The organism is Cellvibrio sp. ARAG 10.3 (assembly GCF_051846955.1).
GTDB lineage: Bacteria > Pseudomonadota > Gammaproteobacteria > Pseudomonadales > Cellvibrionaceae > Cellvibrio.
The window spans coordinates 75,068-98,267 of record NZ_JBPYCU010000003.1 but is presented as its reverse complement, the minus strand read 5'-3'; the positions used below and the strand labels follow the sequence as shown (position 1 = coordinate 98,267).

The 23,200-nt window shown below is 53.4% G+C and carries 18 protein-coding genes; 9 read left to right on the top strand and 9 right to left on the bottom strand.

Annotated elements, in window-relative coordinates; all coding sequences use genetic code 11:
- Positions 1-44: 44 nt before the first annotated feature.
- On the bottom strand, positions 45-1,712 hold the full coding sequence (recN, locus tag ACSV5M_RS05145; protein WP_439174526.1) for a DNA repair protein RecN: 1,668 nt from the start codon (positions 1,710-1,712) through the stop codon (positions 45-47).
- Between the two features lie 191 nt (positions 1,713-1,903).
- Between recN and grpE the strand changes: the two genes are divergently transcribed.
- From grpE to ACSV5M_RS05105, 8 genes are all read left to right on the top strand, one after another.
- Entirely contained in the window at positions 1,904-2,479 is a 576-nt protein-coding gene (gene grpE, locus ACSV5M_RS05140; protein WP_439174525.1) for a nucleotide exchange factor GrpE, read from the top strand.
- Positions 2,480-2,669: 190 nt separating this feature from the next.
- Positions 2,670-4,604, top strand: a complete 1,935-nt coding sequence (gene dnaK, locus ACSV5M_RS05135) for a molecular chaperone DnaK (protein WP_439174523.1) — start codon at positions 2,670-2,672, stop codon at positions 4,602-4,604.
- 139 nt (positions 4,605-4,743) lie between these two features.
- Positions 4,744-5,877: a molecular chaperone DnaJ gene (gene dnaJ / locus ACSV5M_RS05130; protein WP_439174522.1), complete on the top strand. Its 1,134-nt coding sequence runs from the start codon at positions 4,744-4,746 to the stop codon at positions 5,875-5,877.
- Between the two features lie 255 nt (positions 5,878-6,132).
- Complete coding sequence (locus ACSV5M_RS05125) at positions 6,133-6,951, top strand: polysaccharide deacetylase family protein (protein WP_439174521.1); 819 nt, start codon at positions 6,133-6,135, stop codon at positions 6,949-6,951.
- Positions 6,952-7,384: 433 nt separating this feature from the next.
- On the top strand, positions 7,385-8,443 hold the full coding sequence (locus ACSV5M_RS05120; RefSeq protein WP_439174520.1) for a sugar phosphate isomerase/epimerase family protein: 1,059 nt from the start codon (positions 7,385-7,387) through the stop codon (positions 8,441-8,443).
- A 65-nt stretch (positions 8,444-8,508) separates the two neighbouring features.
- The gene (locus ACSV5M_RS05115; RefSeq protein WP_439174519.1) at positions 8,509-9,651 is read left to right on the top strand and encodes a Gfo/Idh/MocA family protein; all 1,143 of its coding nucleotides are present in this window, start codon (positions 8,509-8,511) and stop codon (positions 9,649-9,651) included.
- Positions 9,652-9,766: 115 nt separating this feature from the next.
- A complete protein-coding gene (locus tag ACSV5M_RS05110; protein WP_439174518.1) occupies positions 9,767-10,987 on the top strand; it encodes an MFS transporter in 1,221 nt (406 codons plus the stop codon).
- Positions 10,988-11,101: 114 nt separating this feature from the next.
- The gene (locus tag ACSV5M_RS05105) at positions 11,102-12,463 is read left to right on the top strand and encodes a DUF5924 family protein (protein WP_439174517.1); all 1,362 of its coding nucleotides are present in this window, start codon (positions 11,102-11,104) and stop codon (positions 12,461-12,463) included.
- 10 nt (positions 12,464-12,473) lie between these two features.
- Here the strand turns inward: ACSV5M_RS05105 and yjfF are convergent, their stop codons facing one another.
- The 8 genes from yjfF to ACSV5M_RS05065 all read right to left on the bottom strand — a co-directional run bounded on the left by yjfF (position 12,474) and on the right by ACSV5M_RS05065 (position 22,155).
- A complete protein-coding gene (yjfF, locus tag ACSV5M_RS05100; protein WP_439174516.1) occupies positions 12,474-13,424 on the bottom strand; it encodes a galactofuranose ABC transporter, permease protein YjfF in 951 nt (316 codons plus the stop codon).
- On the bottom strand, positions 13,417-14,427 hold the full coding sequence (locus ACSV5M_RS05095) for an ABC transporter permease (RefSeq protein ID WP_439174515.1): 1,011 nt from the start codon (positions 14,425-14,427) through the stop codon (positions 13,417-13,419). Before ACSV5M_RS05095 ends, yjfF begins: the two co-directional genes overlap by 8 nt.
- Before the next feature lie 38 nt (positions 14,428-14,465).
- The gene (locus ACSV5M_RS05090) at positions 14,466-15,968 is read right to left on the bottom strand and encodes a sugar ABC transporter ATP-binding protein (protein ID WP_439174514.1); all 1,503 of its coding nucleotides are present in this window, start codon (positions 15,966-15,968) and stop codon (positions 14,466-14,468) included.
- Positions 15,969-16,072: 104 nt separating this feature from the next.
- Positions 16,073-17,020: an ABC transporter substrate-binding protein gene (locus ACSV5M_RS05085; RefSeq protein WP_439174513.1), complete on the bottom strand. Its 948-nt coding sequence runs from the start codon at positions 17,018-17,020 to the stop codon at positions 16,073-16,075.
- Positions 17,021-17,247: 227 nt separating this feature from the next.
- Positions 17,248-18,018 carry an SDR family NAD(P)-dependent oxidoreductase gene (locus tag ACSV5M_RS05080; protein ID WP_439174512.1) on the bottom strand — a complete coding sequence of 257 codons (771 nt, stop codon included), beginning with the start codon at positions 18,016-18,018 and terminating at the stop codon, positions 17,248-17,250.
- 52 nt (positions 18,019-18,070) lie between these two features.
- Positions 18,071-19,813, bottom strand: coding sequence for an IlvD/Edd family dehydratase (locus ACSV5M_RS05075; protein ID WP_439174511.1), 1,743 nt, complete (start codon positions 19,811-19,813; stop codon positions 18,071-18,073).
- Positions 19,814-20,075: 262 nt separating this feature from the next.
- Positions 20,076-20,927, bottom strand: a complete 852-nt coding sequence (fghA, locus tag ACSV5M_RS05070; RefSeq protein WP_439174510.1) for an S-formylglutathione hydrolase — start codon at positions 20,925-20,927, stop codon at positions 20,076-20,078.
- Positions 20,928-21,045: 118 nt separating this feature from the next.
- Positions 21,046-22,155 (bottom strand): S-(hydroxymethyl)glutathione dehydrogenase/class III alcohol dehydrogenase, encoded by a 1,110-nt coding sequence (locus ACSV5M_RS05065; RefSeq protein WP_439174509.1) that lies wholly within the window; start codon positions 22,153-22,155, stop codon positions 21,046-21,048.
- 153 nt (positions 22,156-22,308) lie between these two features.
- Between ACSV5M_RS05065 and ACSV5M_RS05060 the strand changes: the two genes are divergently transcribed.
- Complete coding sequence (locus tag ACSV5M_RS05060; protein WP_439174508.1) at positions 22,309-23,199, top strand: LysR substrate-binding domain-containing protein; 891 nt, start codon at positions 22,309-22,311, stop codon at positions 23,197-23,199.
- Position 23,200 lies beyond the last annotated feature (1 nt).

Sequence of the window (23,200 nt, the reverse complement as noted above, 5' to 3'; positions counted from 1 at the left end):
CCCTTTCCCCTTTCCCCTTTCCCCTTTCCCCTTTCCCCTTTCCCCTAACTTTCCAATATTTCCCGAGCGTGGGCCAGGGATTGTTCGGTCACTTTCGCGCCGCCGAGCATGCGTGCTATCTCTTCCACTTTTGCATCACCATTCAATTCCACCAGGGTGGATTCGGCGCTGTTTTTACGGGCGGTTTTGCTGACTTGCAGGTGCTGATGGCCTTTGCTGGCGACCTGCGCGAGATGGGTGACGCAGATCACCTGGCCTTTTTCGCCCAACTGACGCAGCAGGTTACCGACCACATCGGCGGTAGCGCCGCCGATGCCAACGTCCACTTCGTCGAATACCAGGGTGGGGGTGGCAGAGGTCTGGGCGGTGATCACCTGAATCGCCAGGCTGATGCGTGACAACTCACCGCCAGAGGCAACTTTACTCAGTGGGCGCGGCGGCTGGCCGGGGTTGGTGCTGATCAGGAATTCCACGTCTTCCAGACCGTGCAAGCTCGGTTTGTCATTAAAGGGAATCAGGCTGACCAGTAAATGGGCGTTCTCCATCCCCAGTTTTTGCAATTGCGCATTGACCTGTTTGGCCAGTTTCAACCCGGCTTTCTGGCGTTGTGCCGACAGAGTTTCGGCCAACTGGCGGTATTGCCGCTCGGCGTCATTAACCTGCTGTTCCAGCACATCCAACCGCGCGTCGCCCCCTTGCAGCTCAGCCAGTTCGCTGCTGAGCTGGGCAATCAGCTCAGGCAGTTGCTCGGGGGTAATACGGTGTTTGCGGGCAATGTCGTAGATGGCTGACAAACGCTCTTCCACAAAGGCGAGGCGTTCCGGATCCAGGGCAAAGCCGTCGATATGGTGTTCAATTTCATGCTGCGCTTCCTGTACCTGGATCTGCGCGCTGGTGAGCAATTGTTCCGCTTCCTGCAATGCCGCCGTTTTTTCCGGCAGGGCGCGCAGGATATGCAGGGCGCGATGCAGGTTGATGGACAAACCCTGCTCATCATCGCTACAAATAGCGGCCAGTTGTTGGCTACCGCGCAGGATATCTTCGGCGTTGGCCAAGGTGCGCTGCTCCGCTTCGAGTGCATCCAGCTCGCCGGTCTTCAGACCCAACTGATCCAGCTCTTGCACTTGATAATTGAGTAGTTGGAAGCGAGCGCTGACCTCAGCGGCGTTATCGCGCAAGTGCAGGTAATGCTCCAGCCGGCTTTGCCATTCGCGGAAGGCCTGGCGCACCTGGCGGGCCAATTCGGCCTGGTTGGCAAAGTCGTCCAGCAGGCGGCGATGCGTGTCTTTTAACAAGAGCGATTGGTGTTCGTGTTGGCTGTGGATATCAATCAGCATCTCGCCCAGGGTGCGCAGCTGTTGCAGGGTAACCGGTTGACCGTTGATGTAGGCCTTGGATTTGCCGTCGCTGCTGATTACGCGGCGCAACAGGCAGTCATTGGGTGTTTCGTCCTGTTGCAGGTCGTGTTCCTTGAGCCATTTGTTGGCGATGCGGATCTTGCTGGTGTCAAAACTGGCACTGATGTCGGCACGCTGCGCGCCCTGGCGCACCCGTTGGCCATCGGCCCGGTCGCCCAGTGTCTGCCCCAGGGCTTCCAGCATGATGGACTTGCCGGAACCCGTCTCGCCGGTAATGACCGTCATACCGGGTTTCAGGTCCAGATCCAGGTGGTCGACCAGCGTGAAGTTCTGAATGCTGAGATGAGTGAGCATAGGGGCCTCGGCACAAGGGGAAATTTTCTGGTTATTTATACAGTATCTGGTGCGCGTCGACCAGAGGGCAGATAAAGCCCCGGTCAAAAATGTGGACATGCCTTGAATCCCACAGTGCTAGCCCCATATACCCCGCACAGCTTAGCCGGCAGCTGAACCGCTGCCGATTGAAAGAACGTAGGTAATAAAAGATGGAGGCCAGCGTGGCTAACAACGAAGAGTATCAGCAAGAATCCCCCACCGCCGAAGCCAGTGCCCCGGAGACGCAAGCCGATGTGGACGTTGAGGTGTCCGTCGAAGCCTTGCAGGCGCAAATCGCCAGCTTAACTGCCGAACTGGATGCCGCGCGTGAAAATGTATTGCGCGCGCAGGCCGATGCCCAGAATGCCCGCCGTCGTGCAGAACAGGATGTGGAAAAAGCCCATAAGTTCGGCCTGGAAAGAATGGTGAATGATTTGTTGCCGGTGGTTGATAACCTTGAGCGTGCGCTGGCGGCGATAGACGCTGGTAACGAATCCCTGGCCCCGGTGGCCGAAGGTATTCAGCTCACCCTGAAATCCTTCCTCGATTCATTGGCTCGCCATCAGGTGGTGACGGTCGACCCGCAAGGGGCACCGTTTGATCCGCAATTGCATCAGGCGGTCTCAGCCGTACCCAATCCGGACGTCGAACCCAACACCGTGATCAATGTGTTCCAGAAAGGTTATACCTTGCACGGTCGTCTGGTGCGCCCGGCGATGGTCGTGGTCGCCAAGGCTGCGGATTGATCAAACCGCTGAAAATAGTCGGTCTGTTTGTAGGGATTTGTCGCCCCCAGCCTTGAAATCCACCCGGGCAGGCCAATATAGATCACCAAGTGTCAACAACAGGCCGGGTGCCGGTGAGACAGTCAACATTCAACCAAGATTTATGTGCGTGAGCAGCGCTTGCGCCAGCTAAAAATTCAGGAGATATCACATGGGTAAAATTATCGGCATCGACTTGGGTACTACCAACTCTTGCGTCTCCATTATGGAGGGCGGCAAGCCCAAGGTAATCGAAAACTCTGAAGGTGATCGCACGACCCCGTCCATCGTCGCGTTTACCAATGACGATGAAATTCTGGTGGGCCAAAGTGCAAAACGCCAGTCCGTCACTAACCCCAACAACACGCTTTATGCTGTCAAGCGTTTGATCGGTCGTAAATTCAAAGACGACGTGGTGCAAAAAGACATCAAGATGGTGCCCTACAAAATTGTCGCCGCTGACAATGGGGACGCCTGGGTAGAAGTGAAAGGCGATAAAAAAGCACCGCCGCAAATTTCGGCCGAAGTGCTGAAAAAAATGAAGAAAACCGCTGAAGAATATCTCGGCGAAAAAGTTACCGAAGCGGTTATTACGGTACCGGCTTACTTCAATGACTCACAACGCCAAGCCACCAAAGATGCGGGCAAGATTGCTGGTCTCGATGTAAAACGTATTATCAACGAGCCGACCGCTGCGGCCCTGGCCTATGGTTTGGACAAAGGTAAAGGTGATCGCACCATTGCCGTTTACGACCTGGGTGGTGGTACCTTCGATATCTCCATTATTGAAATTGCAGACGTTGATGGCGAGCATCAATTTGAAGTGCTGTCCACCAACGGTGACACCTTCCTGGGTGGTGAAGACTTCGACTTGCGCTTGATTGAGTTCCTGGCTGATACCTTCAAGAAAGATACCGGTATCGACCTGCACAATGATCCGCTGGCATTGCAACGTTTGAAAGAAGCGGCGGAGAAAGCGAAGATTGAGCTGTCCTCCAGTCAGCAGACTGAAGTGAACCTGCCGTACATTACTGCCGATGCAAGCGGTCCAAAACACCTGGTGGTAAAACTGACCCGCGCCAAACTGGAATCACTGGTTGAAGAGCTGGTAACTCGCTCAATGGACCCGGTCAAGATGGCCATTAAAGATTCCGGTAAATCCATCAGCGATATCGATGATGTGATTCTGGTGGGCGGCCAAACCCGTATGCCATTGGTACAGAAAGCAGTGGCTGATTTCTTCGGCAAAGAGCCACGTAAAGACGTGAACCCGGACGAAGCTGTGGCTATTGGTGCAGCGATTCAGGGCGCTGTACTGGCCGGTGATGTAAAAGACGTATTGTTGCTTGACGTTACCCCGTTGACCTTGGGTATTGAAACCATGGGCGGTGTGGCTACACCCTTGATTGATAAGAACACCACGATTCCAACCAAGAAATCACAAACGTTCTCTACGGCAGATGACAACCAGACAGCGGTGACGATTCACGTTGTACAAGGTGAGCGCAAGCAGGCATCGCAGAATAAATCCCTGGGCCGTTTTGACCTGAGCGATATTCCGCCGGCACCGCGCGGTATGCCGCAAATCGAAGTGACCTTCGACATCGACGCGAACGGTATCCTGAATGTGAGCGCGAAAGACAAGGCAACTGGCAAAGAACAGTCTATTGTTATAAAAGCGTCTTCCGGTTTGTCCGATGACGAAATCGAAAAGATGGTGAAAGACGCGGAGGCCAATGCTGAAGCAGACCGCAAGTTTGCTGAAGTGGTCGGTGCGCGCAATACCCTGGAAGGCTTGATCCATGCCACGCAAAAAACCTTGAAAGAAGCCGGTGATAAAGCAACGGCTGATGAAAAATCAGCAATTGAGTCTGCTATCAAGGAAGCTGAAGAGGTGGTGAAAGGTGATGATCTGGAAAAAATCCAGGCGGCCACTACGAAGCTGACAGAAGCCTCCGGTTCACTCGCGCAAAAACTTTACGCTGAACAATCTGCTCAAGGTCAAGGTGGTGCAGGTGCTGCTGGTGGAGCAGACAGCGGCAAGAAAGCCGATGATGACGGCGTCGTGGAAGCCGAATTCGAAGAAGTGAAGGATGATAAAAAATAATCATTATCCTAATGTGTAAGTGAACGACGACAAATGCGGGCAAGTCCCGCATTTGTCACGTTAAGCGAAGCATATTTTTTAGAACAAAAACCCTGTCTCAGTAATTTTTTTGAACTGATTTATTTGGAAAGCTGCAAGCATGGCAAAACGCGACTACTACGAAGTGCTGGGCGTCTCTCGCGACGTGTCTGCCGCGGATTTAAAAAAGGCTTATCGCCGCGAGGCGATGAAACATCACCCGGACCGCAACCCGGATGACAAATCCGCAGAAGAAAAATTCAAAGAGGCCAACGAAGCCTACGAAGTACTCTCTGATGCGCAAAAGCGTGCGGCCTATGACCAGTACGGTCACGCCGGTGTTGATCCGCAATCGGGCATGGGCGGTGCCGGTGCAGGCTTCAGTAATTTCAGTGATATTTTTGGTGATGTCTTTGGCGATATCTTTGGCGCGGCGGCCGGTGGCCGTGGCGGGCGCGGCGGCGCAAGTCGTGGTTCAGACCTGCGTTATACCCTTGAGCTGAGCCTGGAAGAGGCGGTCAAAGGAACTACCGTCCAGATTAAAGTGCCGACGCTGGTGTCCTGTAAAACCTGCGACGGCAGTGGTGCAAAGTCCGGTAGCAAACCGGTGACCTGTACCACCTGTGGTGGGCGCGGTCAGGTGCGGATGCAGCAGGGCTTTTTCTCTGTTCAGCAAACCTGTCCGAGCTGTCACGGTCGCGGCACAGTCATTTCTGATCCGTGTAAATCGTGTCATGGCCAGGGGCGTGTGGAAGAAACCAAAACCCTTTCCGTTAAAGTGCCCGCTGGTGTCGATACCGGTGACCGCATTCGTTTGTCCGGCGAAGGCGAGGCCGGTTTTGGCGGCGGACCCAGTGGTGATTTGTATGTGCAGGTCAGTGTGCGTCGCCACGATATCTTTGAGCGCGAAGGCAATGATTTGTACTGTGAAGTGCCGATTGATTTTGTTGATGCAGCGCTGGGCGGTGAACTGGAAGTGCCGACACTGGATGGACGCGTCAAATTGAAAGTCCCGGCCGAAACCCAAACCGGCAAGATGTTTAAATTGCGCGGCAAAGGTGTAACGCCGGTGCGTGGTGGCCAGCCCGGTGACTTGTTGTGCCGGGTGGTGGTGGAAACACCGGTGGACCTCACCGCCAAGCAAAAAGAATTGCTGCGTGAATTCCAGGCGACCATGCACGGCGGAAAGAATTCGCCCCGGCAGCGCAGCTGGTTTGACGGCATGAAAAATTTTTTCGGTGATATGAAAATTTAATCATGACGCATTACTCGGTCTGATAAAAAACGGGTTGGCCTCACAAGGGCCAACCCGTTTTTTGTAGGTCGGATTAGCGCAGCGTAATCCGACGAAACGCTAATTAACCGAAGCGTAATCAACCGAAGCGTTAATAAAGATAAAGTTGCTGGCTGTGTAATGAATTAGGGCCTAGCCTGAAGAAAGTGTCGGATTACGCTATCGCTAATCCGACCTACACGAACACGCTTGATTAACAATAACGAGGGGAAAATCATGAAATTTACCTTTTTGAAAGCGTTTTTATTATTGGGCGTAGCCGTGACGATACCCTCGGGTTTTGCTGCGGACAAAAAAAGCTTCACTTGGCCAAACGGTGCCAAGGCAGCGGTCAATCTGGCTTACGATGACGCACTGAATTCACAACTGGATAATGCCATTCCAGCGCTGGATAAATATAAACTGAAAGGCAGCTTTTATTTAACCCTGGCGAGCGACACCATCGACAAGCGCCTGGAAGATTGGCGCGCGGCGGCGGCCAGCGGTCATGAACTGGCGAACCACACTATCTTTCATCAATGCTCCGGTGCTATTCCCGGTCGCGAAAGTTGGGTCGTGCCACACCGCGATCTGGACAAGATCAGTGTCGACGCACTCGCTGACCAGATTCGTTTTGCTAACACGGTATTGTTTTCCATCGATGGCAAACGTGAACGTACTTACACTACACCCTGTGGTGATTTAAAAGCCGGTGGTGAAAATTATCTGCCGGCTATCAAATCAGAATTTGTTGCCATTAAATCGGCGTTCGGCGGTGTTATCCCGGATATGACTACCCTCGATCCTTACGCGGTAACCGTAGCTGTACCCGAAAATGTCACCGGCAAGCAGTTGATTGCGGTGGTGAAAGAGGCCGCTGAAAAAGGCACTATGGCCAATTTTACGTTCCACGGTATTGGCGGTGATCATTTATCGGTATCCAAAGAAGCCCACGAAGAGCTGCTCAAATATCTCGCCGACAACAACGATATTTATTGGACGGATACATTTCTCAACATCATGAAACATGTCAAAGCCGAACAAGCGCGTCTTTAAACCAAATACCAAACCGGAACTGGAAGTAGGTCGGATTAGCGCAGCGTAATCCGACACCTTGGACTTTAAATCATGAATCGCGCAGCGGTTTCGCTGCGCCAGATTCGCATCACATTTCTTGCAGCAAGCCCTTCGTTCACAAAACCTTACTCGCCTTGCGTTTTTTTACCAGTAAAATACCACCCCGGCAGGTTCGCCCGGAAAAACACAATGCATGTAACAAAACGCGCAAGTTGTTTCATGGCGAGATGAAAAATTTGGCGCCGTTTGAACGCGTAAAAATCACTGCTGTCCGAGCAGCGTTAAGTTGTGTAAATTACTGTTTGATCTGTCGCACCGCTATACGACATCGAATAAAGTCTTGCGGACTATAATTTGCCTGACAATACCCTCATTACAATAAATTCATCTGAAATCGCTTTGGAGAACGGCCATGAAAACCCTCAAAGGTCCTGCAATATTCCTCGCACAATTCTGTAGTGATGAAGCGCCCTTCAATTCCCTGGATACTATCGCCGCCTGGGCCAGCAGCCTGGGCTTTAAAGGCGTACAGATTCCTACCTGGGATGGTCGCGTGTTTGATCTGGAGCGCGCGGCAACCAGCATGGAATACTGCAACGAGTTCAAATCTATTCTGGCCAAACACGATTTGGTGGTCACGGAATTATCCACGCATTTGCAAGGCCAGTTGGTCGCCGTGCACCCGGCCTACGATGAAATGTTTGACGGCTTTGCGCCTGAGTCTGTCCGTGGAAATCCCGTGGAGCGCCAGAAGTGGGCGGTGAATCAATTGATGTTGGCGGCGCAAGCCAGTAAAAATCTCGGCCTCGATGCGCATGCGACCTTTTCCGGCGCACTATTGTGGCCTTATTTGTATCCGTGGCCTCAGCGTCCCGCCGGTTTGGTGGATACCGGTTTCCGCGAATTGGCCGCCCGCTGGTTACCAATTCTGGATGCGTTTGATAAAGCGGGTGTGGATGTGTGTTATGAAATCCATCCCGGTGAAGACTTGCACGACGGCGCGACCTTTGAGCGTTTTCTTGCCGCCGTTGAACACCACCCGCGCTGCAATATCCTGTTTGACCCCAGCCATTTTGTATTGCAACAACTGGATTACCTCGCGTTTATCGACCGCTATCACGACCGCATCAAGATGTTCCATGTGAAGGATGCGGAATTTAATCCCACTGCCCAGCAAGGTGTTTATGGTGGTTATGAAAATTGGGTAGATCGCGCCGGACGTTTCCGTTCATTGGGCGATGGTCAGGTCGACTTCAAACAAATCTTCTCCAAGTTCGCTGCTTACAATTATGAAGGTTGGGCGGTGCTGGAATGGGAATGCTGCCTGAAACATCCGGAAGACGGCGCGAAAGAAGGTGCGAAGTTTATCCAGGAACACATCATCCGCGTCACCGAAAAAGCCTTTGATGATTTTGCCAAAGGCGGTACGGATGAAGTGGCAAATCGCCGCATCCTCGGTTTAAAAATTTAATTCGCGCGTCCCTGCACAGCACTGCTGTGCAGGCTCGATCAACAATACACAGAAGAAGATTCACAATGACAACTCCCAAAATTCGATACGCAATGGTTGGCGGTGGTCGCGGTGCTTTTATCGGTGCAGTGCATCGTATTGCGGCGCGGATAGATGACCGCTTTGAATTAGTCGCCGGTGCGCTTTCATCCAAACCGGATATAGCACAGGCGTCTGCTGCGGATTTGCACATTGCTGCCGATCGCGCTTATACCTCTTATGAAGACATGATTCGCGCAGAAAAAAGTCGCCCGGATGGTGCGCAGGTCGTCGTCATCGTTACCCCGAACCACATGCACTTTCCTGTGGCGAAAGCTTGTCTTGAAGCGGGTATGGATGTGATTTGCGATAAACCGGTAACGCGCACACTCGAAGAAGCACTGGAGCTGGAAAAGCTTGTGCAATCCTCGGGTTGCTTCTTCGGTTTGACGCACAACTACAGCGGTTATCCCCTGGTGCGCTACGCGCGTGAATTGGTTGCGCAGGGCAAGTTGGGTAAATTGCGCGTGGTGCAGGCGGAATATCCGCAAGAGTGGCTTACTGAAGCGGCCGGTGATGACAATAAACAAGCATCCTGGCGCACCGACCCTGCCCGTTCCGGCCTGGCCGGTTGTCTGGGGGACATCGGTACCCATGCGTTTCAACTCGCCCGTTTTATCACGCAGCAAAAAGTGGAAACCGTGTGTGCCGACCTGGCCAGTTTTGTGGACGGCCGCCCGGTGGACGACAACGTGCACGTCATGTTGCGTTTTGCCGACGGAGCCAAAGGCATGTTGTGGAGCAGCCAGGTTGCACCGGGTTGTGAAAACGGTTTGCGCATTCGTGTATACGGTGAAAAAGCCGGCATCGAATGGGCACAGGAAAATCCCAACGAATTGTGGTTCTGTGAATTGAACAAGCCACGTCAGCGCGTGACCCGTCGCGGTGATATTGGCAGTGACGTAGCTGCACGCGGTATGCGTACGCCCGGCGGCCATCCCGAAGGTTATCTTGAAGGCTTTGCCAATTTATACCAGGATTTTGCCGATATCCTGCTGGCGCGTCAGCAAGGTAAAACCCATGAGATGCAAGCCTGGGTACCCGGTATAGAAACCGGTGTTGAAGGTATGCGTTTTATTCAGGCCGTGCTACATTCATCCGGCGCCAACGGTACCTGGACAGCACTGTAACCCCCGTGCTTATCAGGTGGGGTGATGCAAAGCGCGCGCACCCCACTTGATGCCATAAGTTAAGTCATGAACCAACAACACATAACATCGTCACAACAATAATCAGGTAAACGCTATGGTTAATACCGTTAATCCCTCCCGCATTTTTAATGCGAGTTGTATCGCATTGATTGTTACCGCCATGACCTTCGCTATCCGTGCGGGTATCCTCAACGACCTCAGCCTCAGTTTTGACCTGACCAACCAGCAGCTCGGCTGGATCAACGGTATGGCATTCTTTGGTTTTCCGGTCGCGATGATGTTCGGTGGTTTGATCTATAACTACCTGGGTGCAAAAAAGTTATTGTACCTGGCCTTTATTTGTCACCTGCTCGGTCTGGTGTTGACCATGACCGCTACCGGCTTCTGGACCTTGTTGTTATCCAGTTTCTTTATCGGCTTTGCTAATGGTTCCGTGGAAGCGGCGTGTAATCCGCTGATCGCCGACATGTACCACACCCGCAAAACCGCGATGCTGAATAAATTCCATGTGTGGTTCCCGGGCGGTATTGTGATCGGTGCCTTGGTATCGGCAGCGATGACCAAGATGGGACTGGGCTGGCAATTACAAATTGCGGTGATGATTATTCCTACCATCATCTACGGCTTTATGATCTTTGGTCATCCATTCCCGGCCACCGCGAATTCGGAAACTTCGACCGCCACCAATATTCGTTCACTCTTTTCGCCCCTGTTTATCTTTATGTTCTTCTGCATGACACTCACCGCTGCCTCCGAATTCGGTACAACCCAATGGGCCGAGTTAATCTTCGGCGCCTCCGGTGCGCATCCGATGCTGTTCCTGGCTCTGGTTACCGGTGTGATGGCTTTGGGTCGCTATTTTGCAGGGCCGATTGTAGAAGCCTTTAACGCTGTTGGTGTGTTGCTGATGTCGGCGATTGTCACCACCATCGGTATCTTCTTGCTGAGCACAGCCTCAGGCATGATGGTGTATGTTTCAGCAGTAGTCTTCGCGTTGGGCGTTACTTATTTCTGGCCGACCATGATCGGTTTTATCAGCGAATACCAACCCAAGACCGGTGCTTTGGGGATGTCATTGATTGGCGGTGCGGGCATGTTCTCCATGTCGATCTGGAACCCCGTTATCGGGCGCTGGTTAGACGAAGCCAAGGCAGAAGCGGTTGCCAGCGGCATCACCGCCGAAGCTGTTGAGGTGGCGGCCGGGCAGGCCACTTTGCAAAACCTGGCACTGTTCCCGGCGTTTCTGATCCTGGCATTTGGTTTGCTGTTCTTTATGCGGCACAAGCTTGAACGTCAGGTGCACGCCACCGAGTAACGCAAACCAGTTAAGACGCTCTTGCAGTAAGTGCGTCATACCACTGATAAAGGCGATAACATCAGCTATGTTATCGCCTTTTGTATATCTGACCCTGCGAGAATAATCGATGTGATGATGCGACCACTGGTAGCCAGTGCAATGAACCTTGCCAAGATGTTGGTGTTGCGCATTATTGCATTGGTGACCCGCTTCCCTTGGGCGGTGGCGCTGTTTGGTTTTGTTTCCGGTGTGGCCAGTTTTCTGTTGGTGGAACGCGAGCAGGAAAAATTTGCCCAGCTTGTCTCGGCATTGATGTTGCTCAGTTGGGGTTGGCTGGCACTGGAGAATTTATTACAGCGCAGTGTTTCTTCCTGGTTCGGTTTTAAATTACCGCCACCGTTATTGAGTTTTGCCACCCAACTGGTGCATCAGGAAAGTCTGTTTTTTGTTGTCCCCTTTTTCTTTATCACCACCGTGTGGAACGGTGGGCAGATGGTCTTTACCTCGCTGTTGATCATCGCTGCATTTATCTCCATTGTTGATCCCATCTATTATCGCTGGCTGGCTGCCAAACGCTGGCTGTACTTTATCTTTCATGGCGTCACCTTGTTCGCCGTGTTGTTAACAGCCTTGCCGATTATTTTTCAGCTGCCCACACCAAAAAGTTATTTGCTGTCTTTGGGCATCGCCATCCTTTTGTCACTACCAGGTATTGTGCGGGCATTGCCGTTCAACTGGTGGAAGCGCAGTTTGCTCACCATAGCCGGCATTGTGGTGGTGGCCATTATCGGTGTCTCGGTGCGTGCGTGGATACCGCCTGCCACCTTGCGCTTGACCGAGGTTGCGGTAACTGACCGCATTGATGACCGAAGCCGTTCGCCGGAGAATTCACTAAACGTCATCACAGTGGAGCAATTGCGTTCCGGACTTTATGCTTACACCGCTATTCGCGCGCCGCGCGGATTGAATGAGCGGATCTATCACGTCTGGCGGCGCAACGGACGCATAGTGGATAAAATCGCTCTCGACATTAGCGGCGGGCGTGAGGCCGGTTATCGCGCCTGGACCCACAAGTTAAACTTCCCGCCTTATCCCAGTGGGCGATGGCAAATCCACGTCGTCACTGAAGCGAATCAAGTCATCGGCATCCTGCGGTTTCGCGTGATTGAATCCCCGGATGACCTACGTGATATGGAAGAAGAAAGCCCACTTGAAAACCCGGTCGAAAAAATTCGCGAGGTAATACCGGAAGACTTGATCCCGCTGGATCCACCGGATGAAGACGATGTTGAAGCAGAGCCGCGCGAGGACAGCAAACCGGAGGTTGAAGACAGTGAAGGTAAATCACCGGAAGACATTGACGAGCCTGAGCCGTTCGAGGAAGCAGCACCGATAGAGAGTGAGGTTCCGGATGAGCGGGAAAATAGCGAATCGACAAGCGCGTCGTCTGTAGGAGAACAAACGGGTGATGCGAGTTCATCATCTCACCCGTAAGTTATTTTGATTACTGTGTTCTACTCAGTGCCCGCTGCATAGCAATAAAACAAAACAGCAACACGCCAATGACGATCTTGGTCCACCAGCTGCTCAGGGTGCCGTCGAAGGAAATATAGGTTTGTACTACGCCCATAATCAGTACGCCGACCAAGGTTCCAATCACATATCCGTAGCCACCGGTCAGCAAGGTGCCGCCAATAACCACTGCCGCAATTGCATCCAGTTCTACGCCGACGGCGGCGAGTGAATAGCCAGAAAAGGTGTAGAAAGAATACACAATGCCAGACAGCGTGGCGAGGAATGAGCTGGTGGCGTAGATGGCGATGGTGGTACTGGCGAGGGGAACGCCCATCAGGGCGGCGGAGTTATTGTCGCCACCCAGCGCATAGACCCGGCCGCCAAAGCGCGTGTAATGCGCTGCGATAATAGCGATGACGAGCACCACTAAACAAATGATGGTGGAGCTGCCGATCCAGGCGCCGCCCGGTAATTCAAAACCGAACATGGAGACCGCGTCGTAGAATTCGTGAGTGATCGGAATGGATTCTTCACTGATCACGCTGGCCAGGCCGCGCGCGAGGAACATACCGGCCAGCGTCACGATAAATGGTTGCAGTTTATAGACATAAATTAATGTACCCATGGCTGCGCCGAAGCCGGTGCCGAGTAATAACACGACCGGAAATACCACCAACGGGTGCCAGTTGTATTGTGAAATCAATACGCTGCTGATGACGCCGGTGAGGGCGATAACTGCACCGACGGAGAGATCAATGCCGCCTGACAAGATGACAAAGGTCATGCCGACGGCGGCAATAATCAGGAAGGCGTTGTCGGTTAATAAATTAAAGAATACCCGCGGCGTGCCGAAGGATTCGAATTGCACCGAGCCGATACCAAACAATAAAAAGAACAGACAACAGGTGACGATCAACGGAATAAATTTGCGATTAACCATGGCGCTTTCTCCACAACATAAGGCTGGACAACTGTTGCTGGAAGCGCGGAGATTGCATCAGTAATACCAGGATAATGGCCGACGCCTTGATCAATAAATTGAATTTGGGTGGAATGCCGCTCATGATGATGGTGACGGTAAGCGTCTGGATAATCAGGGCGCCGATGATGGACAGCAGCAATGAAAAACGCCCGCCCATCAGTGATGCGCCGCCGATCACGACTGCAAGGATCGCATCCAGCTCCAACCATAAACCGGCGTTGTTTGCATCCGAACCTTTGATGTCGGCGGCGGCAATCATCCCCGCCAGGGCCGCACACAAACCGGCCAGGCAATACACACTGAGTTTAATGGCCTTGGCATTAATACCCAGATAACGACTCGCTGAGGCATTGGCACCGACGGCTTCTACATACAAGCCCAGCGCGGTACGGCGCATCAGCAATTGCACCAATACAAACGTAATGATCACCAGTACAACGGGAAACGGCAGTCCGAGGAAATAACCGGTACCAAGAAAACTGAACGCCTCGTGCTGAAAGGTAACGATTTGCCCTTCATTAATTAATTGCGCAACACCCCGCCCGGCCACCATTAAAATTAAGGTCGCCACAATGGGCTGGATATTTAAATAGCCCACCAACAATCCGTTGATCATGCCGCCCACTAAACCGGCTGCCAGGCCGCCAGCGATGATAACGGTGAGGCTATCCACACCCGAGACAATTAAATAAGCGCTGACTGCACCGGCAATCGCCATGACCGATCCGACGGACAAATCGACCCCACCGGTCGCAATCACCAATGTCATCCCGATAGCCAGGAGTGCGATGGGTGCTGCGCGGTTTAACACATCAATCAGGCTGCCGTAGAAGCGGCCATCTTTATACGTCAGGTTAAAAAATTCCGGTGAAATAACCAGGTTGATTAACAGCAGAAGCAGGAGTCCGGCAACCGGCCAGATATAACGGCGCAATTGCGAGTTGGATAACAAGGCATTCATAATATGAGCTCGCTTTTTTACGTCTCGGCTAATGAGGTTTATGCGGAAGCAATCGCGCGCATGATGGTATCGGGTTGAATGTCAGCGCCGGTTAATTCCGCCACCTTTTTGCGATCGCGCAAGACCACCACCTTATCACTGAAGGCCACCAGCTCTTCCAATTCGGACGAGGCGACGATCAGCGATAAACCTTGGTCGCACAATTGGCGAATCAATTTAATGATCTCCGCATGGGCACCGATGTCGATACCGCGTGTAGGTTCATCAAGGATTAACAGCCTGGGGTTCGACGCCAGCCAACGGGCCAGGATCACTTTTTGTTGATTGCCGCCGCTCAGTTGCTCGATGGGCTTCTCAATATCAGACGTGGCGATATTAATATCTTTTACATATTTTTCGGCAATAGCATTTTGCTGTTTGCGCGGAATAAATCGCCACCAGCCCTGTTTGATTTGTTGGGCGAGGATAATATTTTCGCGAATTGACAAGGGGCCGAGGATACCGTCGTGTTTGCGATCTTCCGGGCACAAACCCATACCCAAATCGATGGCTTCTTTCGTGGAAGACAAATGAATGTCTTTGCCGTGAAAGATCACGGTACCGGTGTGCTTTTTATCCACCCCAAAGATCAATCGACACAATTCGGTGCGGCCTGAACCCAGTAAGCCCGCGAGTCCGACCACTTCACCTTGCGCAACTTGCAGATCAATGGGCTCCAATGAGCCGGCTCTGCCGACCTGGGTGAGTTTTAACGCGGAGGGTCGTTGTTGCTCACTGGTTGTCTGATGCATACGTTCTTCCAATGCAGCCAGTTCTTTGCCGAGCATATGCCCCACCAGTTCAGGGCGGCTCAGTGTGGCAGCGTCGAATTCGCCCACTAATTCTGCATTGCGCAAGATCGTAATGCGATCACACACGGCGTACACCTGATCGAGAAAGTGCGTAACAAACACGATGCCGATACCGCGCTCTTTCAAGCTGCGCATAATGCGAAACAGGGATTGCACTTCATCGGCGTCGAGACTCGCGGTCGGCTCGTCAAGGATCAACACCTTGGCTGACATATCCACACCACGCGCAATAGCGATCAACTGTTGCACGGCGATGGAGTAGCTGGACAGCGGTCGCGTCACGTCAATATCCAGGTCGTAATCTTTCAGCAAGGCATGGGATTGTTGATTGATGGTTTTCCAGTCGATGAATCCCCAGCGCTTTGGCTCGCGCCCAAGAAAAATATTATGCGCAACACTGAGGTTGGGCAGCAGGTTCACCTCCTGATACACGGTACTGATGCCCAACGCCTGGGCGTCGCCTGTGTTGCCTGGGAAGATCGGCTTTCCCTCCAGCAGGATGTCGCCGCCGTCCCGGGTGTAAACACCGGTCATGACTTTAATCAGGGTGGATTTGCCTGCACCGTTTTCACCGAGCAACGCATGGATCTCGCCAGCGCGCAGCGTAAAGTCCACGCCTTTCAGCGCATGCACGCCGGGAAATTTTTTTTGGATTCCCCGTAACTGGAGAACAGCCGTAGTAGTAGACATAAATCAATCGTCGCAGTAGGTCGGATTAGCGCAGCGTAATCCGACGCGGAGAAATTAATGAATCAGTGTCGGATTACGGCGCGGTGCGCCTAATCCGACCTACATTATTTGCGTTTAGCTAATTCATCGGCGGCATTTTCGGCAGTGAAGACATTGCCGCCCATGCGGATCCATTTTTCAAAATCTTTTTTGCCGTTGCGGTATTGTTCGATCACATCGAATGCCGGGCCGCCGAGGTGCGGACTGAGTTCAACCGATACATTAATGCTGCCGTCAACGATAGCTTTAAGCGCATCGTTAACCGCATCGACAGACACGACGAGGATATCTTTGCCCGGTTGCAGGCCGGCTTCTCTGATGGCCTGGATAGCGCCCAGGGCCATTTCATCGTTGTGGGACCACAGCGCACAAATATTTTTGCCACCACCTTCGGCTTTCAACAAACTTTCCATCACTTCCTTGCCTTTGGCGCGGGTAAATTCAGCGGTCTGGCTGCGTACAATCTTCGCGTCCGGGTGTTGCGCCAAGACTTTATTAAACCCTTTCATCCGCCCGATAGCCGCGCTGGAACCGACGGTGCCTTGCAGTTCAAGGATGTTGCATTTGCCGTCGGTTTTTTCCATCAGCCAGTTTGCCGCCTTTTCACCTTCCAGTTCGAAGTCCGGTGCAATGCGGGTGAGGTAAAGCGAATCGTTGTTGAGGGCCACATTACGATCGACGATCACCACCGGAATTCGCGCGCGTTTGGCTTCCATCAGGATCGGTTGCCAACCCGTTTCGACCACCGGGGCAATGATGATGGCATCGACACCCTGGGCGATAAAACTGCGCACAGCTTTAATCTGGTTTTCCTGTTTTTGTTGCGCGTCGGAAAATTTCAGGTTAATGCCGCGTTTTTCTGCTTCAGCCTTAACCGATTCAGAAAAGCTGGTGCGCCAGCCGCTTTCCGAACCAACCTGGGAGAACCCGACGGTCAGTGCTGAGGCGGTACTGGCAATCAGCAAGCTGGATGCAAGCGTGGCGGTGTAGAGCGAGCGTAATAATCGTTTCATTGTGGCTTCCTCGTGACGATAAAATTATTGGATGTTCACGTATTACATTAATCGCTTGTGTAGGTCGGATTAGCGCAGCGTAATCCGACAATGCCCGGGTGCAATATGTCAACAATCACCCGTAATTTTTATGTTGTGCTTTTTTAAAATGTATTTTCTTTCCTGGCTGTTTTTGTCGGATTACGCTGCGCTAATCCGACCTACGGTTTATAGTTTACAGCGTCGTATTAAATCCAGCCGCCGTCGACGATGAAGTGCTGCGCGGTGCAAACCCGGCTGTCATCCGACGCCAGGAACAACGCCATTGCACTGATATCTTCCGGCATGACATTTTTTTTCATGCACTGGTTATCAAGAATGGCCTGCGCACTTTTTTCATTCATCAACATCGCCAACTGCCGTTCCGTCATTACCCAGCCAGGGACCAGCGTATTCACACGGATATTGTCGCTGCCCATGTCCCGCGCCAGGCCGCGCGTCAAGCCTTCAATCGCGGCTTTCGAACTGGTGTAACCGGGCATACCGCCCTGGGTGGCGTACCAGCTCATGGAGCCGAGATTGATAATCGAGCCGCCGCCCAACTCTTTCATATGCCAGTAAACGGCCTGCGCCGCAAAAAAATGATGCCGCAAATTGACTGCCAGGCGTTCATCCCAATAGGCCACCGTCACTTTGCGAAAATCGTGGCGTGTGTCGTTGGCGGCGTTGTTGATCAGCACGCTCACCAGCCCTAACTCTTTGCGCACCCGGGCGATGGTTTCCTGCACGCGCGGGATATTCAATAAATTACAATGGTAATACACTGGCGCGGTGCAGCCGGGGATATCACTGAGTGATGCCACCAATTTTTCGGCATCCTCATTGCGGATGTCGATAAACGCCACACGTGCATGCTGTCGACAAAACGCCTCCACCAGGTTGGCGCCAATGCCGGAGGCACCGCCGGTGATCAATACAATCTTCCCGCGCAAACTCGGGTACTGGTTACTGAGATTCATCGGCGGCTCTTAGGTTGTTATATGCATGCTGTGGTTAGTGGGTTTGATTGTGTCAGTGAGAATGCGCGGGCACTTCAGCACCGCGACAGCCCACCAGAAAATCAAAATCGCAGCCTTCGTCGGCCTGCATAACATGGTCAATATACAACTGTAGATAACCGCCGGGTTGTACCGGTTTACGCGTGACACGCAGTTGCGCGATGCGTGCCTGTAATTCTTCGTTGCTGATGTCGATCTCCAGCAATCCGTTATGCGCATCAAGATGAATTATGTCGCCATCCCGCACGGCGGCCAGCGGGCCCAGTTCCATCGCCTCCGGGGCCACATGTAACACCACGGTGCCAAATGCCGTGCCGCTCATACGCGCATCGGAGATGCGCAGCATGTCCGTTACACCCTGTTTCAAGAGCTTCGGCGGCAAACCCATGTTGCCCACTTCTGCCATGCCGGGGTAGCCCTTGGGGCCGCAGTTTTTCAGGACCAGAACTGACGAAGCATCTACCTCCAGGTGCGGGTCCATGATGCGCGCTTTGTAATGCTCGAAATTTTCGAATACCACGGCGCGTCCGCGATGATTCATCAACGCCGGCGTGGCGGCGGAGGATTTAAGCACCGCACCGCGCGGCGCCAGGTTACCGCGCAGGATGCAGATACCGCCGCTGGTGCACAAGGGGTTATTCAGGGGGCGAATCACGTCATCGTTGTAACAGGGTGCATCGCGATTGTTGTCCCACAGGCTCTTGCCGTTTGCCGTTAATGCAGCAGTATGTAACAGATCCGCCTCGCCCAGCCGCCGCAGTACTGCTGGCAGGCCCCCGGCGTAGTAAAACTCTTCCATCAGATACTGGCCGGATGGTTGCAGGTTCACCAGGGTCGGCACGCCTTGGCCGTAGGTTTGCCAGTCATCCAGCGTCAACTCAACACCGACCCGTTGGGCAATGGCTTTCAAATGGATCACCGCGTTAGTCGAGCCGCCGATGGCCGCATTAACCCGAATGGCATTGATAAAGGCCTCGCGGGTCAGCAATTGCGATAGTTTCAGATCTTCCGCCACCATGCCCACAATACGCATGCCGGAGGCAAAGGCCAGTGCGTTGCGCCGCGCGTCCACCGCCGGAATCGCGGCATTGTGGGGCAGGGAGGCGCCCATGGCCTCCACCATGCAGGCCATGGTGGAGGCCGTGCCCATGGTGTTGCAGGTGCCGGCGGAGCGCGACATATCCGCTTCCGCATCCATAAATTCCTGCAGGGAAATCAGACCAGCCTTGTAGTCTTCACTCATCCGCCAGACATGGGTGCCCGAGCCGACATCCATTCCCTTATGTTTGCCATTAAGCATCGGACCACCGGTGACGACGATGGTCGGCAGATCGCAGCTGGCGGCGCCCATCAGCAGCGCCGGCGTGGTCTTGTCACACCCGGCCAAGAGCACGACCCCATCAATGGGATTACCACGGATGGACTCTTCCACATCCATTGAAGCCAGGTTGCGGGTCAACATGGCGGTAGGGCGCAGATTGGATTCACCGTTGGAGAACACCGGAAACTCGACCGGCACGCCGCCCGCTTCCAATACACCGCGCCGCACCCGGTCAGCCAGGTCGCGGAAGTGGGCGTTACAGGGAGTCAGTTCCGACCAGGTATTACAGATACCTATGATGGGCCGATCCTGAAAATGATGTTCAGGCATGCCCTGGTTGCGCATCCAACTGCGGTACATAAAACCGTTCTTATCTCTCTGGCCGAACCATTGCGCCGAGCGAAGGGGTTTTTTGATCTTGTTATTGTCAGACATCAATTCACACTCACGAGCCTGATAACAATCGGCGCAACCGGGGGGTGCGTTACTACTATCGAGACCAGGGTATCAAAGCCAGGGCTGAGTCAGAAAATCGGATTTAATTAATAATATAATATAATCTATTGGGCAAAAGGTTACCCGAAAGCGTGGGCATGAGCAAGGTGTAGACGCGGTGTGGCGCGACCAAAACGGCGTAAAGGGAAGTAAAGGCAGGCGGCGTGCGAGCCGATTAAAGCGGCATCCTTGCCGAGCTCCATCACGGGTTCTGGAGATGCTCTGCGTGATAACGCAGATGCGCCTCAATAAAGGTCGCGATAAAGAAGTAGCTGTGATCGTAGCCGGGTTGGTAACGCAGGGTGAGTGGGTGGTTATAGTCGCGGCAGGCGCGCTCAAGGTGTTCGGGCTTTAACTGGTCTTTGAGGAAGTTGTCGCTGTCGCCCTGGTCAATCAACAGCGGCTGCTTGGACGCACCGCAGGCGATTAACTCACAGGCATCGTACTGCGCCCACAAATCCTGATTGTCACCCAGATAACCGCTAAAGGCTTTTTGACCCCAGGGGCAGTTGCTGGGATTGGCAATCGGCGCGAAGGCGGATACCGAGGCGTAGCGCGAGGGGTTACGCAGTGCCAGCACCAGCGCCCCGTGGCCACCCATGGAATGACCGCTGATCGCTTCGCGGCCATTCACCGGGAAGTGATTGCGCACCAGCGCGGGCAGCTCATCGGCAATGTAGTCGTACATGCGGTAATGGCTGCTCCAGGGAGCTTGCGTGGCGTTGACGTAAAAACCGGCGCCGGAGCCGAAATCGTAACTGTCATCTTCGCCCGGCAGTTCAACGCCGCGCGGGCTGGTGTCCGGGCAGATGATCGCCAGGCCGAGTTCGGCGGCAACACGTTGTGCCCCGGCCTTTTGCATAAAGTTTTCGTCGGTACAGGTAAGGCCGGAGAGCCACCACACCAATGGCACCGGGCCGCTTTCTGCCTGGGGCGGCAGGTAGATGGCGAAGATCATCTCGCAATTGAGTGTTTTGGAGCTGTGCTTGTAACGCTTGAGCCAACCACCGAAGCTTTTGGTGGCGGACACCAGGGTAAGGGATGTATCTGACATGATCATTCCGTTGTTAGGCAGTTGTCGTAGGTCGGATTAGCGTAGCCTGATCCGACGCGGTCTCATTTGAAGAAAGTGTTGTCGGATTACGCTGCGCTAATCCGACCTACGGGTACCTTTAATAATGCAGCACCGTGCGGATGCTCTTGCCTTCATGCAGCAGATCAAATGCTTCGTTGATCTTCTCGAAGGGCATATCGTGAGTGATGAATTCATCAATCTTGATCTCGCCGCGCATATATTGTTCCACGTAGCCGGGTAATTGGCTGCGGCCCTTCACGCCGCCAAAGGCCGAGCCTTTCCACACTCGCCCCGTGACCAGTTGGAAGGGGCGGGTAGAGATTTCCTGGCCGGCACCGGCCACGCCGATGATGATGGATTCACCCCAGCCCTTATGGCAGCACTCCAGCGCTGAGCGCATGACATTCACATTGCCGATACATTCGAAGGAGTAGTCCACCCCGCCGTCAGTCATATCGATAATCACCTGTTGGATGGGGTCGGCATGGTCTTTCGGATTCACAAAATCTGTCGCGCCGAATTGTTGGGCGAGGGCGAATTTGTCGGGGTTGATATCGATGGCAATGATGCGGGCGGCACTCACCATCTTCGCGCCTTGGATAACTGCCAGGCCGATGGCGCCCAAACCGAATACGGCGACGGTGGAGCCCGGCTGTACTTTGGCGGTATTGATCACCGCGCCGATCCCGGTGGTGACGCCACAACCCAGCAAACAAATTTTTTCCAGCGGGGCTTCAGGGGAAATTTTGGCAAGGGACACTTCAGGCAGCACGGTATATTCAGAAAAAGTCGAGGTGCCCATGTAGTGAAACAACGGCTTGCCGTCAAGGGAAAAACGGGAGGTGGAGTCCGGCATCAAGCCTTTGCCCTGGGTTGCGCGTACGGCGCCGCACAGATTGGTCTTGCCGGAAAGGCAAAATTTACACTTGCCGCATTCAGCGGTGTATAGCGGAATAACATGGTCGCCCGGCTTGAGGCTGGTCACGCCCGGACCAACTTCCTCGACAATACCGGCACCTTCATGGCCCAGTACGGCCGGGAACAAACCCTCCGGGTCAGCACCTGACAGGGTATAAGCATCGGTATGGCAGACGCTGGTAGCCACGATCCGCACCAGTACCTCTCCCTGCTTGGGGCCTTGAACATCGATTTCGGCAAGTTCGAGGGGTTTTCCAGCAGCAAAGGCGACGGCAGCACGGGATTTCATGGGCATTCCTCCGGGAATTCAGTGAAAGTAGGTCGGAACCTTAAGGTTAAGGTTTGTTTTAACGGATTCATTGGGCGAGTCGATCAGTGTAGACTATCCCCGCACACATCATAAACATCGATTAACACAGATAATTATTGCAGAGGGACAATAATGCAACGCTGGGAGAGAATTGAAGCCTTTGTAGAAGTGGTACGGTTGGGGAATTTTTCGGCAGCAGCCCGTCAATTGCAAGTATCAAGTTCGCACATCAGCCGTTTGGTCAGTCAACTGGAGCAGCAACTCGGCACCCAATTGCTGTATCGCACCACCCGCCAGATCCGTCTGACCGACAGCGGGGCGCTCTATTACGAGAGTTGCCGTCAGTTATTTGAAGGATTCAAGGATGCCGAACTGGCCCTGGATCATCACCAGACCAATCCCACTGGCCTGTTAAAGATTACTGCCGCAACGACGTTCGGTGAACGTTATATCGCTCCACTGGTGAATGAATTCCATACCCTGTATCCGCAATTAAAAATCAGTATGCACCTGACCAATCGGCAATTGGAATTGATTGAAGAGGGCTACGATATTGCGATTCGCATGGGCGTGCTTAAAGAATCCACATTGGTAGCGCGCCGTTTGTGTCATCGCCGGGAATTTGTGGTGGGCTCGCCGGATTATTTCGCTCACCATCCGCAGCCGCACACCCTGGCGGAGCTGGAGCAGCACAATTGCCTGATCGGTTCGCGCGATCACTGGCTGTTTCTGGATAAAGGCGCACGTAAGGACCTGGTGGTGACTGGCAACTGGCACGCCAACTCCGGCCCGGCGCTGGTCGATGCTGCCTTGCGCGGCATTGGTCTGGCGCAGTTGCCGGACTATTACGTGACCGAATACCTGGCGAGCGGGCAACTGGTGTCGGTGCTGGATGAGTATCAATTTACCGATACCGGCGTATGGGTACTGTACCCACAGCAACGCTATCTCGCCGCCAAGGTGCGGTTGTTTATCGATTTTCTGGTGGAGAAGTTTGCCGCGGGCGTGCCTTGGGAGCGCTGAA

Coding starts and splice junctions, on each gene's coding strand:
- recN (WP_439174526.1), bottom strand. CDS start 1,712: ATGCTCACTCATCTCAGCATTCAGAACTTCACGCTGGTCGACCACCTG.
- grpE (WP_439174525.1), top strand. CDS start 1,904: ATGGAGGCCAGCGTGGCTAACAACGAAGAGTATCAGCAAGAATCCCCC.
- dnaK (WP_439174523.1), top strand. CDS start 2,670: ATGGGTAAAATTATCGGCATCGACTTGGGTACTACCAACTCTTGCGTC.
- dnaJ (WP_439174522.1), top strand. CDS start 4,744: ATGGCAAAACGCGACTACTACGAAGTGCTGGGCGTCTCTCGCGACGTG.
- ACSV5M_RS05125 (WP_439174521.1), top strand. CDS start 6,133: ATGAAATTTACCTTTTTGAAAGCGTTTTTATTATTGGGCGTAGCCGTG.
- ACSV5M_RS05120 (WP_439174520.1), top strand. CDS start 7,385: ATGAAAACCCTCAAAGGTCCTGCAATATTCCTCGCACAATTCTGTAGT.
- ACSV5M_RS05115 (WP_439174519.1), top strand. CDS start 8,509: ATGACAACTCCCAAAATTCGATACGCAATGGTTGGCGGTGGTCGCGGT.
- ACSV5M_RS05110 (WP_439174518.1), top strand. CDS start 9,767: ATGGTTAATACCGTTAATCCCTCCCGCATTTTTAATGCGAGTTGTATC.
- ACSV5M_RS05105 (WP_439174517.1), top strand. CDS start 11,102: ATGATGCGACCACTGGTAGCCAGTGCAATGAACCTTGCCAAGATGTTG.
- yjfF (WP_439174516.1), bottom strand. CDS start 13,424: ATGGTTAATCGCAAATTTATTCCGTTGATCGTCACCTGTTGTCTGTTC.
- ACSV5M_RS05095 (WP_439174515.1), bottom strand. CDS start 14,427: ATGAATGCCTTGTTATCCAACTCGCAATTGCGCCGTTATATCTGGCCG.
- ACSV5M_RS05090 (WP_439174514.1), bottom strand. CDS start 15,968: ATGTCTACTACTACGGCTGTTCTCCAGTTACGGGGAATCCAAAAAAAA.
- ACSV5M_RS05085 (WP_439174513.1), bottom strand. CDS start 17,020: ATGAAACGATTATTACGCTCGCTCTACACCGCCACGCTTGCATCCAGC.
- ACSV5M_RS05080 (WP_439174512.1), bottom strand. CDS start 18,018: ATGAATCTCAGTAACCAGTACCCGAGTTTGCGCGGGAAGATTGTATTG.
- ACSV5M_RS05075 (WP_439174511.1), bottom strand. CDS start 19,813: ATGTCTGACAATAACAAGATCAAAAAACCCCTTCGCTCGGCGCAATGG.
- fghA (WP_439174510.1), bottom strand. CDS start 20,927: ATGTCAGATACATCCCTTACCCTGGTGTCCGCCACCAAAAGCTTCGGT.
- ACSV5M_RS05065 (WP_439174509.1), bottom strand. CDS start 22,155: ATGAAATCCCGTGCTGCCGTCGCCTTTGCTGCTGGAAAACCCCTCGAA.
- ACSV5M_RS05060 (WP_439174508.1), top strand. CDS start 22,309: ATGCAACGCTGGGAGAGAATTGAAGCCTTTGTAGAAGTGGTACGGTTG.